Origin of the sequence: Streptomyces hirsutus (genome assembly GCF_001418415.1) — a bacterium.
Classification (GTDB): domain Bacteria; phylum Actinomycetota; class Actinomycetes; order Streptomycetales; family Streptomycetaceae; genus Streptomyces; species Streptomyces hirsutus.
The window spans coordinates 1-11,291 of record NZ_LIQT01000415.1; the positions used below are offsets into that span (position 1 = coordinate 1).

An 11,291-nucleotide genomic window follows, 5' to 3' on the forward strand; every position below is an offset into this window, starting at 1 on the left:
CCTCCCCCTGCCCAGGACCCTCCCCGACCACCTGCGCCCGGCCGCACACGCCCCGCACAGCCGGCCGCCGCAGCCGCTGCAGAACGCCCCCGGGCCGCCGCTCCCAGCGACACCCCGTGACAAAGGAGTCTCCCGTGTCCTCTCGTCTCCCCCTCAGAAGCCTCATCGCCGTGGCCACCGCCACCACCGTCCTCGGCCTCACCGCCTGCGGAGCCGTCACCTCCGCCGACAGCGCGGGTTCCGACGACGGGTTCAAGCTCGCCGCCCACGTCCAGCAGCGCATCGACGACGGCAAGCCGCTGCGGATCAAGCTCAGCTACCACGACCCGTCCCTGGCCTTCGCCACGCCCATCGGCGCGGGCATGAAGAAGGCGGGCAAGGAACTCGGCGTCGAGGCGAGCCTGATCGGGCCCACCGGCGGCGACGCGGCCAAGCAGGTCTCCGAGATCCAGACGCTGCTGCAGCAGAAGGCCGTCGACGGCCTCGCCGTCTCCTCCGCGTCCAGCGACGCCCTCAAGCCCGTCATAGCCCAGGCGTACAAGGCCGGTGTCCCCGTCGTCTCCTTCAACACCGACAACCCGGACTCGGAGCAGATGGGCTTCGTCGGCCAGGACCTCAAGGCTTCGGGCAAGGCGCAGGCCGAGCGGCTCCGCGAGGAACTCGGCGCCGACGCCAAGGGCAAGGTCGTCGTCTTCTCGGTGGACACCGGAGCCGGCTGGTCCCACGACCGGTTCAGCGGATTCGAACAGGGCATGTCCGGAAGCGGCCTGGAGATCGTCGGCCCGGTCAACGTCGGGAACGAGCCCAGCGCCGCGTACAACACCGTCGAGTCCACGATGTCCGGGCAGTCCGGCGTCGTCGCGGTCGCGGGTCTCGACTGCTGCTCCACGACCGCCGCCGCCAAGTGGGTGGCGGGCGCGAAGAAGAAGGACGCCGTCACCGTCGGCGGGTTCGACCTGCTGCCGCAGACCGCCGAGTACCTCGAGAGCGGGGTGGTCGACTTCACGATCAGCCAGAACCCGACCGAGCAGGGCTACCAGGCCGTCAAGGTGCTCCACGACTTCCTCGACGAGGGCACGGAGATCAGCGGCGTGAACACCGGGGCCCAGTTCGTCACCCGGGACAACCTCGGTGAAGCGACGGTGGAGAAGTGACCGCCGCGCCCCAGGCCGCCACGGAGGCCGCCACGGCCGTCGAGATACGCGGACTGTCCCGCAGCTTCGGCCCGGTGCGCGCCCTGTCCGACGTCTCCTTCGACGTCCCCGCCGGCGAGGTCACCGCGCTGCTCGGAGAGAACGGCGCGGGGAAGTCCACCCTGCTCAAGATCCTCGCCGGTCTCCAGCCGCCCAGCGAGGGCACCGTCACCGTCTTCGGGGAGCAGGTGACCTCCTTCGACCCCAGCACCATGCTGGACCGGCACGGTGTCGCGATCGTTCCCCAGGAGCTCTCGCTGCTGCCCGACCGCAGCGTCGCCGAGAACGTCCTGAGCGGTATGGAACCGGGAAACCGCTGGTTCCCCTCCCGCGGCCGGATGGCGGAACGCACCGCCGAGATTCTGGCCCGCCTGGACCTGGCCCTGGACCCCGCCACGCCCGTCGGGTCGCTGGACCTGGCCACCCAGCAGCTCGTCGTGGTGGCCCGGTCCGTTGCCCGGGGCTGCCGGGTCCTGATCCTGGACGAGCCGACCGCGATGCTCACCCCCGCCGAGGCGGAGCGGCTGTTCACCCTGATGGACGGCCTCAAGGCGGACGGCACCACCCTGCTCTACGTCTCCCACCGCATGCCGGAGGTCTTCCGGCTGGCCGACCGCATCGAGGTGCTGCGCGACGGTTCCCACGTCGCCTCCTGGCGGAACTCCGAGACCACCCCCGACCAGGCGGTCGCCGCCATGGTCGGCCGCCGCCTCGGCCACTTCGAACGGCGTCCCGACCACCGGCCCGACCCCGGCGTCGCGCCCGCCCTGCGCCTGGCCGGGCTGACCGGCCGCCGGCACCGGGACGTGTCCCTGGAGATCCGGCCCGGCGAGATCCTCGGAGTGGCCGGACTGCCGGACTCCGGGCGGGTGGAACTGCTGCACAACATCTTCGGCGGCGACCGCGGCACCGGCGGCGAGGTGGAACTCCTGGGCGAGCCCTACCAGCGGCGCAACCCCGTCGCCAGCGTCGGCCGCCGCCTGGCGTTCGTCCCCGGCGAGCGCCGCGCCCAGGGCCTGCTGACGACCATGAGCGTCGGTGACAACGTCGGCGCGCTGGCCACCGAGCGGCTCAGCCGGTTCGGACTGCTCCGCCGCCGGGCCCTCAACCGGCAGGCCACCGAACAGGCACAGCGCATGCGGGTCAAGACCGCAACGATGGAGCAGCCCATCACCAGCCTGTCCGGCGGCAACCAGCAGAAGGTGGTCCTCGGCCGCTGGCTGGCGATCGACCCGGCCGTGCTGATCCTCGACGAACCCACCCGCGGGGTGGACGTCGGAGCGAAGGCGGAGATCTACGAGCAGTTGTTCGAGCTGGCGGAGAAGGGCCTCGCGATCCTCTGCTCCTCCTCGGACCTGCCCGAACTGCTCACCCTGACCGACCGGATCGTCGTGATGAGCGAAGGCCGCGTCGCCGGCATCGTGCCGTCGGCCGAGGCGACCGAGGAATCGATCATGACCCTGGCGACCGGAGCGGCGTCGGCCGCCTGAGCATCAACTTCCTCACCACAGAAGGGAACGACCATGAAACGACACGGCATCCTCAACGCCGAACTGAGCGGGGCCCTGGCCACCCTCGGCCACACCGACCTGCTGCTGGTCGTCGACGCGGGCTTCCCCGTCCCCCGGGACGCCCACCGCGTCGACCTGGCGATCGCGGAGAACCTTCCGGACCTGCGGACCGTGCTCGGGCTGATCGCCGACGAACTCGTCGTCGAGGGCGTGGTGCGGGCCGAGGACGTCCCCACCCGTCACCCCCGGCTCGACGCATGGCTGCGCGAGAGGTTCTCCGGCGCCGAGTTCACCACCCGGCCGCACACCGAGGTGCTCGGCGAACTGGCCCGCCAGGCCAAGGTCGTCGTCCGCACCGGCGCCTTCGAACCCTGGGGCAACATCGGCCTGTTCTGCGGTGTCGACGCGCCCCGCTGGTTCGACAAGGAGGACGTCGTCGTCCCTCCGGAGTACGCCTCCAAGCTCTGATCCCCCGGGATCCGACGTCGTGGGCGCCGGACCGTTCCGCCGCCCGCACCACCCCCACCTCTCAGGGAGACAACCCGTGTCCGAGACCGTGACGACCCCCGCCGCCGAGCTGAAGCTCAGCCCGGCCGAGCTGGCCCCCTACATCCAGCACACCCGTATCGAGCCCGACGCCACCCGCGACGACATGGTCGCCCACGCGCAGGAGGCCGTCACCTACGGCTTCAACGCCGCGATGGTCCCCGCCTCCTGGCTCCCCGTCGTGGTCGCCGAACTGCGCGGCACCGGTGTCGAGGTCGCCTCCGCCCTGGACTTCCCCACGGTGGGCGTCATGACCAGCGCGGGCAAGGCGGCCGAAGCGGCCGAGATAGCCCGGCTCGGCGCCACCCAGCTCGACATCGGCGTACAGGTCGGCTGGCTCAAGAGCGGCAAGTACGATGAGTTCCGCGAGGACATCGCGGGTGTGGTCCGCGCCTTCGGAGGCCCCGTCAAGGTCATGCTGGAGCTGCCGCTGCTCAGCGCGCAGGAGAAGGAGGCCGCCGTCGAACTGGCCATGGAAGCCGGCGTCGCCTACCTCAAGAACGCCAGCAGCGGGCAGATCGAGACGGCCGGGCCGGAAAGCGTCCGCTACCTTGTCGACCGGGCCCGCGACGGTGTCCGGGTGAAGGCGTCGGGCTCCATCAAGTCCTACCGCCAGTCCCTGGAACTCCTGCGTGCCGGCGCCTCGTTGCTCGGTACGAGTGCCGGCAAGGCGATCGTCACCGACACCGGCGACGATCACACCGTCAGCTACTGACCAGCCGCCGGGCGGCTGTGACCGACCGGCTGCCGTGCCCCGGCCTCCTCCGGCCGGGGCACGGCGCATCCACCTGGAGAGGAGACGCGTGACCGTGACGGCCGACGAAGGAGGTCTTCCGGGCATCCGGCGCAACGTCCCCACCGCGATCCACGTGCAGATCTCGGAACACATCCGCCTGCGCATCGCGAGCGGTCAGTGGCCGGCGCACTACCGGCTCAAGAGCGAGCCCGAACTGGCCCAGGAGTTCGGCGTCAGCCGCGGCACGGTGCACCGCGCCCTGACGACCCTCATCGAGGAAGGGCTGCTGCGGCAGGTCCGCGGACGCGGCACGTTCGTCACGTCCACGGTCATCGAACCGTCGATCGCCCAGAAGCTGAGCACCCTCTCGGAGGACTTCGCCAGCCAGGGCGTCGTCGCCACCACCGAAGTGCGGGAGTGTTCCCTGATCACCCCGCCCCGGCCCGTCGCCGCCCTGCTCGACCTGACCTCCCCCGACGCCCAGGTACTGCGCCTGGTGCGGGTGCGCACCATCCCCGAGGGCCCGGTCGCGCTCCTGTTCAACTTCGTGCGGGCCGACCTCGCGCCCGGCATCGAGCGGGCGGACTTCACGTCCTCGAGCCTCTTCGGCGAGCTGGAGGGCACGTTCGGTCTCCGGATCGCCACCGCCCGTCGCACGTTCAGCGCCGAGGCGGCCACCGAGGAGACCGCCCGCGCCCTGGCCGTGGAACAGGGCAGCCCGGTGCAGTACCTCCAGCAGGTCACCTATCTGGACGACGGGCGGCCGGTGGAGTACTCCGACGTGTGGATCCACAGCGGACGGCTGCGCGTGACCTCGCTCCTGCTGCGCCGCTGACGGGGCCGTTCCGCGCGGCCCCGCCTCCGGAACGCCCCTCAGAACCCGTGCCGCACCCCGCCGTCCACCGGGACCATGACGCCCGTGACGTAGGAGGCGGCCGGGGAGAGGAGGAAGGCGGCGGCGCGGCCGAACTCCGCAGGGGTGCCGTAACGGCGCAGCGGGATGCGGGACTGGGCCGCCTGGCGGGTGGCCTCCGGATCGGCGGAGAGGGAGTCGAGCTCACGGACGCGGTCCGTGTCGATGCGCCCCGGGAGCACCCCCACGACCCGGATGCCGCGCGGGCCCAGCTCGTCCGCGAGGGACTTGGCGAAGCCGGCCAGCCCCGGGCGCAGCCCGTTGGAGATGGTCAGGCCGGGCAGCGGTTCGTGCACCGAGCCGGACAGCACGAAGCCGATGACACCGCCCTCGCCCAGCTCCGCCGCGGCGGCCCGGGCCATCCGCACCGCGCCCAGGAACACCGACTCGAACGCCGCCTGCCACTGCTCGTCGGTGGTGTCGGCCACGAACCCGGGCGGAGGTCCGCCCACGCTGACGAGGATGCCGTCGAAACGGTGGAACCGCTCGCGCGCGGTCGCGATCAGCCGCGCCGCCGCCCCGGGGTCGGCGTTGTCGACCGCCACGCCGACCGCGTCCGGCCCCAGATCTGCGGCCGCCTCGGCGACGCTCTCGTGCTCCCGTCCGGTGACGACCACCTTCGCGCCGTCCGCCACCAGCTCGCGCGCGGTGGCGTTGCCCAGCCCGCGGGTCGCCCCGGTGACTACGTACACCCGGTCCTTCAGTCCAAGATCCATGGTCCCTATCCTGCCTCCTCGCTTCCGAACAGGGCGAGAGCGGTGTTCACCAGACCGATGTGACTGAACGCCTGCGGGAAGTTGCCCAGCAGCCTCTCGCCGACCGGGTCGTACTCCTCCGCCAGCAGACCCACGTCGTTGGCGAGTCCCAGCAGCCGTTCGAACAGCTCGCGCGCCTGAGCCGTCCGACCCGTCATGTGCAGGGCGTCCGCGAGCCAGAACGAGCACACCAGGAAGGCGCCCTCCACGCCGGGCAGACCGTCGACGTCGTTCCGGTCCGGGGTGTAGCGGCGCACGAGCCCGTCCTGTCCCAGCTCCGCGTGGATCGCGTCGACGGTACCGAGGACCCGGGGGTCGTCGGGCGGCAGAAAGCCCACCCGGGGGATCAGCAGCAGCGCGGCGTCGAGTTCCCGCGAGCCGTAGGACTGCGTGAAGGTGTTCCGCTCGGGGTCGTACCCCTTCTCGCACACGTCACGGTGCACCTCGTCGCGCAACGCGCGCCAGTCCTTGAGATCGCGCTCGACGTCGCCGTCGAGGTCCGGGTTCTCCTCCAGGAGGCGCACGGCACGGTCGGCGGCCACCCACACCATCACCTTGGAGTGCACGAAGTGCCGCCGGCCGCCGCGTACCTCCCACAGCCCCTCGTCCGGCTGCCGCCAGACCGACCGGAGGAAGTCCAGCAGCACCCTCTGCAGCGCCCACACGTCCGGGTGCGGGGACAGGCCCGACCGTCGGGCCAGTGCCAGCGAGTCCACGACCTCGCCGTACACGTCCAGCTGGAGCTGGTTGACGGCGTTGTTCCCGACCCGTACCGGAGTGGCGCCGTCGAAGCCGGACAGCCACGGCAGTTCGGTCTCGGGCAGCCGCCGCTCACCCGCCACCCCGTACATGATCTGAAGATCTGCCGGGTCGCCCGCGACCGCGCGCAGCAGCCAGTTGCGCCACGCCTCCGCCTCGTCCTGGTAGCCGGCCGCCAGCAGCGCGTTCAGGGTCAGCGTGGAATCGCGCAGCCAGCAGAAGCGGTAGTCCCAGTTGCGCACCCCGCCCGGTTCCTCCGGCAGGGAGGTGGTGGGCGCGGCGACGATGCCGCCCGTCGGCGCGTAGGTGAGCGCCTTGAGTGTGATCAGGGACCGCACGACCGCGTCCCGGTACGGCCCGTCGTAACGGCAGCGGGACGCCCACGCGCGCCAGTCGGCGATGCTGTGCCGCAGCGAGGAGTACGGATCCACCAGCGGCGGGCGCGGCTCGTGGGACGGGTGCCAGGTGAGGACGAACGCGACCCGCTCGCCCGGCGCGACCGTGAACTCGGAGTGCGTGCCGAGGTCCTCGCCCCAGGTGGGCACCTCCGGCACACTGCGCAGCCACGCCGAGTCCGGCCCGGCGACCGCCACCCGGTGGCCGTCCGCCCTGCGCACCCAGGGCACCACCGAGCCGTAGTCGAAGCGCAGCCGGAGCGTGCTGCGGACGGTCACCTCGCCGCGGACGCCCTCGACGACGCGCACCAGGTCGGGCGCGCGGTCGCGCTGCGGCATCAGGTCCGTGACGCGCACCAGGCCCTCGTCGGTCTCCCACTCGGTGTCCAGGACGAGGGTGTCCCGGCGGTAGGCGCGGCGCGTGTACCGCTCGGCGCCCACGGGCGCGATGCGCCAGTGACCGTTGTCCTCGTCGCCGAGCAGCCGGGCGAAGCAGGCGCCGGAGTCGAAGCGGGGCAGGCAGAGCCAGTCGACGGAGCCGTCCGCGCCCACCAGGGCAGCGGTCTGTTCGTCGCCGATGAGTGCGTAGTCCTCGATACGGTGCACGAGATGCGGATGCCCGGCCGCCGGGTGCGGCAATCAGGGGCGGGCCGGGTGAGTGAGGGGCCGCACCGCGGCGGGCTCGGTGTCCTCCGCGCCCTCGGCGTCCGCCTCCCGCTCCGCCTTCTCCGCCCGCTCCCGGACCTCGCGGCGGACGAGGACGACCCAGCCCACGGGGACGCCCGCGGCGAACAGCCACCACTGCCAGGCGTACGCCAGGTGAGGGCCGATCGAGTCGTGCTCGGGGGAGGGGATCGGCTCCGGGGTGTCACCGCCCGGCTCGGGGTCGGTCAGGTCGACGTAGCCGCCGAGGACCTGCTTGCCGAGCCGGTCGGCCTCCAGCTCGCTGTTGATCAGCATGATCTGCCGGTCCGGCAGGCCCTGGAGGTTCTTGATGCCGCTGTCCTCGGTCGTCTGGTCCTGCATCAGCCGCCCGGTGATGGTGAGCTCGCCCCCGGGCGGTGCGGGAACCTTCGGGAACGCGGTCTGGCTCGGGCCGTCCGCGGGGATCCAGCCCCGGTTGACCAGCAGGACCTTGCCGTCCTCCAGGACGAAGGGGGTCAGGACGTGGTAGCCGACCTCCTCGTCCGCGTTGGTGCGGCGGCGCACGACGACCTCGTCGGAGGCGTCGAAGCTGCCCTTCGCCGTCACCCCGCGGTACAGGTGGTCGCCGTCGACCTTCGCCCCGGGCGCGGTCAGCGACTCGGCGGGCACCGGCTTCGCCGCCAGGGAGTCGGCGATCACCTGGTTCAACGCGACCCGGCGCTCGTGACGGTGCAACTGCCAGAAGCCCAGCTCGACCATCGTCGGGATGAGCGCGAGCGCCAGCAGAGTGAGAATCACCCACTGGCGGGACAACAGGAAGCGGTACACCCCACGACCGTACAACCAGGGCCGGGGGGTGCATTCAGGCGGGTACGTCCGCACACCCGGTCGACGATCCCGCCCCGGCCCTCACCGAGAACCGGCCGGACGGGAGCCCTCGGGCCGGGGGAGTCGCGGCGACTCCCTCCGGGCCGCTGCGCCGACCGGGTAGAACCTCCGGGCGGCGGCCCCCCTCGGCTTGCCAGCGCCCCGCCCGGCCCCAACGATGCGGTTTATGACACGTTGCGAAGTGTGCGGGAACGACTACGCGCTGGCGTTCACCGTCACGACCCAGGACGGTTCCGCGCACGTATTCGATTCGTTCGCCTGTGCGATTCATCGCATGGCCCCGATCTGTGAGCACTGCCGGGTGCAGATCATCGGCCAGGGCGTCGAGGTCGACGGCCACTGGTACTGCGGAGCGCACTGCGCCCGCGCGGAAGGGAAGGCCGGCATCGTGGACAAGGTCGGCAGTGTGAGCGGTTAGGGCCTGCCCGGCGGGCCGGGCGTACGGGGTCAGCCCTCCGAGGCGGGTTCGACGTCGCGCAGCAGCTGTCCGAACGCCGCCTCGTCCATGACCGGGGTGCCGTACTGCCGGGCCTTGACCACCTTGGACGTGCCCGAGTCCGGATCATTGGTGACCAGGAGACTGGTCAGCCGGGAGATGCTGGTGGCGACATGCAGCCCGGCCTCGGTCGCCCGGTCCTCCAGCAGGTCCCGCTCCACGGAGGTGTCGCCGGAGAAGGCGACCCGCATGCCCTGCTTGAGGGGCTTGCCCGGGTCGTACCGGCCCGGGTTGGGGTACGGGCACGCCGGCCGCTTGCGGGACGGGCGCCAACCGGTGGTCCGGTAGCCGCTCCCTCGGCCCGCCTCCTGCCCGGTGCGGGGCCGGTCCGTCCACTCCGTCAGCGGCAGGCACTCGTGCAGCGGCAGCCGGACGCCGCGCGCCGCCGCGGTCCGCAGGCTGGGCCGGAAGGCCTCCGCCAGCACCCTCGCGTCGTCCAGCGCGTGGTGCGCGCGCTGCTGGACCACGCCGAAGTGCGCGGCGAGCGACTCCAGTTTGTGGTTGGGCAGCGGCAGCGCGAGCTCCTTGGAGAGGGCGATCGTGCACAGCCGCTGCTTCACCGGCGCCTGCGCGCGGGCGCGCGCGTACTCGCGGGCGATCATCTGCCAGTCGAAGACGGCGTTGTGCGCGACGAGCACCCGGCCCTCCAGCCGGGTGGCGAACTCCCCGGCGATGTCGGTGAAGAGGGGCGCCCCCCGCAGTGCCTCGCGCGTCAGACCGTGGATCCACACCGGGCCGGGGTCCCGCTCCGGATCGACCACCGTGTACCAGTGGTCCTCGACCTCACCGCGCGCGTCCAGCTGGTAGACGCCCGCCGAGATGATGCGGTCGTCCCGGGCGAGCCCCGTGGTCTCCACGTCGACGACCGCGTATCCCTGCGGATACGCGGCCGGCCACGCGGTGGGGGAGGACGCTTCGGTCGTGAGGTCTTCGAGCATGGTTCACGAGGATACGGGCCCCCGCCGACAGCCCTGCCCGTCAGGCATCGCGCGGGGCACGTCCGTTCGGTGCCGGGAGTGTTCGGAGAGGTGTGCCGGGTGCCGCCTCCGACGGTGCCTCCGGTGCACGCCGGCCGCGCTCGTCCGCACGGCCGGGAGCGGCGCCCGCCCGGGCGTCCGTGCCCATGGGCGGTGGGAGGCCCCCACCGCCCGCCCCTCACCAGCGGATCGGCACCGGCAGTGCCGTCAGGAGGCCCGACACCGCCACCACCAGGGCCAGAACGTACGCCTCCGCCCGCGCGGGGGCACCGGCGCTCAGCGGATCGGCCGCGCGGGCCAGCCGGATCCTGGCCCACAGGGCGAGGGCCGCGACCCCGGCCATCAGGATCACCTTGGCGAGCAGGACACGCCCGTACGCCGTGTCCGTCAGCTGCTCCAGGATCGACTCCGGCGGCATCCGGCGCAGCGAACTGCACACCCCGGTCGCCGTGATGGCGACGAGCAGAACGGCCGCCACGCGCGCGTAGAGCCCCAGCAGCACGGCGCCCGCCGGCGAGCCCCGCCACGCGCGCATCGCGCGCAGCGCGTACAGCAGGCCGCCCACCCAGAGCGAGGCGCAGACCAGGTGGATCAACGTCAGCCCGGAGCCGATCAGCGGGGTGTACTCGGTCTCGGGGTGCGCGCGCAGGGCCTCGGCGACGACGATCGCGGCCAGCGGCCAGACCTGCGTCCCCGGGCGGCCGGAGGCGGCGCACAGAGCCGCGGCGAGGAACGCGTTGACCTCCAGGAGGGCGAGCTTGCCCTCCCGCGAGCCGTACAGGCTGCCCACGTCGATGGCGGCGAGGCTGTCGGGAACCAGGTTCCCGGTGGCCACGACGCAGGCGAGCCCGAGAGCGGCCACGAAACCGACGGAGTTCGCGACGGTGGACCAGCTGCGCGGCACGGCCGGGGGAGCGTCGGGTACGGAACGCAGCAGCCGTCTCACGAACAGCTCGCCGACGGGTACGGCGAGCGCCGCGAACAGCACCGTCCGGAGCAGGGCTATGCCGCTGGTGCCGGGCGCGGCGGCCTCACCGGTCTCGTGCAGGGCCGGGGACGGGCCGAGGAGCGGTATCAGCGCGGCCAGCGCCACCAGCACGAGGACGGCGACGGCCGGGCCGGTCCCGGGACGCCGCGCGCCCTTGTGCGCGCCGGTCGTCCCGGACACGGGGTTTGTCAGAGTCACCCCAGGATCTTCACAAGGGCTCACAGAACGGGCAAGCACGGGGTGGAGGGCAGGGGTGCATTTCCCGCCAAGGTCGCATTTACCGCCCCGGCCGACTGCTCGTCACCGGCCCCGTCCCCCACCGGGCCGCGTCGGCACCCCACGGTCCGGGCGGACGGCCCCAGTCACGGGGGCCGCCGGTGAACGACACCGGGGACCGGGCGTACCGCAGTCTCCCCAGGGCGCTGTCCGTCTCCGTGAGCCAGTCGGCGGCAGACCCGCCCGCGGTCGGGACGGGGGTGGGGGTGGAGG

11 protein-coding genes and 1 pseudogene are annotated in these 11,291 nt (G+C 72.5%); 6 read left to right on the plus strand and 6 right to left on the minus strand.

Annotation, left to right across the window (positions count from 1 at the left end; genetic code table 11):
• The first annotated feature begins 134 nt into the window (after positions 1-134).
• The 5 genes from AOK11_RS28595 to AOK11_RS28615 all read left to right on the plus strand — a co-directional run bounded on the left by AOK11_RS28595 (position 135) and on the right by AOK11_RS28615 (position 4,821).
• Entirely contained in the window at positions 135-1,154 is a 1,020-nt protein-coding gene (locus tag AOK11_RS28595) for a sugar ABC transporter substrate-binding protein (RefSeq protein ID WP_055596615.1), read from the plus strand.
• Positions 1,151-2,683 (plus strand): sugar ABC transporter ATP-binding protein, encoded by a 1,533-nt coding sequence (locus tag AOK11_RS28600; protein ID WP_055596616.1) that lies wholly within the window; start codon positions 1,151-1,153, stop codon positions 2,681-2,683. Before AOK11_RS28595 ends, AOK11_RS28600 begins: the two co-directional genes overlap by 4 nt.
• A gap of 33 nt (positions 2,684-2,716) precedes the next feature.
• A complete protein-coding gene (gene rbsD / locus AOK11_RS28605; protein ID WP_055596617.1) occupies positions 2,717-3,172 on the plus strand; it encodes a D-ribose pyranase in 456 nt (151 codons plus the stop codon).
• A 76-nt stretch (positions 3,173-3,248) separates the two neighbouring features.
• Positions 3,249-3,965, plus strand: a complete 717-nt coding sequence (gene deoC / locus AOK11_RS28610; protein ID WP_055596618.1) for a deoxyribose-phosphate aldolase — start codon at positions 3,249-3,251, stop codon at positions 3,963-3,965.
• A 94-nt stretch (positions 3,966-4,059) separates the two neighbouring features.
• Positions 4,060-4,821 (plus strand): GntR family transcriptional regulator, encoded by a 762-nt coding sequence (locus AOK11_RS28615; RefSeq protein ID WP_055596624.1) that lies wholly within the window; start codon positions 4,060-4,062, stop codon positions 4,819-4,821.
• 38 nt (positions 4,822-4,859) lie between these two features.
• Here the strand turns inward: AOK11_RS28615 and AOK11_RS28620 are convergent, their stop codons facing one another.
• The 3 genes from AOK11_RS28620 to AOK11_RS28630 are packed head-to-tail and all read right to left on the minus strand — an operon-like array spanning position 4,860 to position 8,281.
• Complete coding sequence (locus AOK11_RS28620; RefSeq protein WP_055596619.1) at positions 4,860-5,615, minus strand: SDR family oxidoreductase; 756 nt, start codon at positions 5,613-5,615, stop codon at positions 4,860-4,862.
• A gap of 5 nt (positions 5,616-5,620) precedes the next feature.
• Positions 5,621-7,414, minus strand: coding sequence for a glycoside hydrolase family 15 protein (locus AOK11_RS28625; protein WP_055596625.1), 1,794 nt, complete (start codon positions 7,412-7,414; stop codon positions 5,621-5,623).
• A gap of 33 nt (positions 7,415-7,447) precedes the next feature.
• Entirely contained in the window at positions 7,448-8,281 is an 834-nt protein-coding gene (locus AOK11_RS28630) for an SURF1 family cytochrome oxidase biogenesis protein (RefSeq protein WP_055596620.1), read from the minus strand.
• Between the two features lie 226 nt (positions 8,282-8,507).
• Between AOK11_RS28630 and AOK11_RS28635 the strand changes: the two genes are divergently transcribed.
• The gene (locus AOK11_RS28635; RefSeq protein WP_055596621.1) at positions 8,508-8,759 is read left to right on the plus strand and encodes a hypothetical protein; all 252 of its coding nucleotides are present in this window, start codon (positions 8,508-8,510) and stop codon (positions 8,757-8,759) included.
• Between the two features lie 29 nt (positions 8,760-8,788).
• On the opposite strand, the gene AOK11_RS28640 is transcribed toward AOK11_RS28635, so the two are convergent.
• The 3 genes and pseudogenes from AOK11_RS28640 to AOK11_RS44100 form a co-directional block, all read right to left on the minus strand.
• Complete coding sequence (locus AOK11_RS28640) at positions 8,789-9,775, minus strand: DEDDh family exonuclease (protein ID WP_055596622.1); 987 nt, start codon at positions 9,773-9,775, stop codon at positions 8,789-8,791.
• A gap of 217 nt (positions 9,776-9,992) precedes the next feature.
• Complete coding sequence (locus AOK11_RS28645) at positions 9,993-11,000, minus strand: CopD family protein (RefSeq protein WP_055596623.1); 1,008 nt, start codon at positions 10,998-11,000, stop codon at positions 9,993-9,995.
• A 79-nt stretch (positions 11,001-11,079) separates the two neighbouring features.
• Positions 11,080-11,291: pseudogene (locus AOK11_RS44100) on the minus strand (hypothetical protein); the annotation flags it as partial.

What these genes read in the sequence shown, in the direction of transcription:
- AOK11_RS28620 (WP_055596619.1), bottom strand. Translation starts at nt 5,615, where the DNA reads ATGGATCTTGGACTGAAGGACCGGGTGTACGTAGTCACCGGGGCGACC.
- rbsD (WP_055596617.1), top strand. Translation starts at nt 2,717, where the DNA reads ATGAAACGACACGGCATCCTCAACGCCGAACTGAGCGGGGCCCTGGCC.
- AOK11_RS28640 (WP_055596622.1), bottom strand. Translation starts at nt 9,775, where the DNA reads ATGCTCGAAGACCTCACGACCGAAGCGTCCTCCCCCACCGCGTGGCCG.
- AOK11_RS28635 (WP_055596621.1), top strand. Translation starts at nt 8,508, where the DNA reads ATGACACGTTGCGAAGTGTGCGGGAACGACTACGCGCTGGCGTTCACC.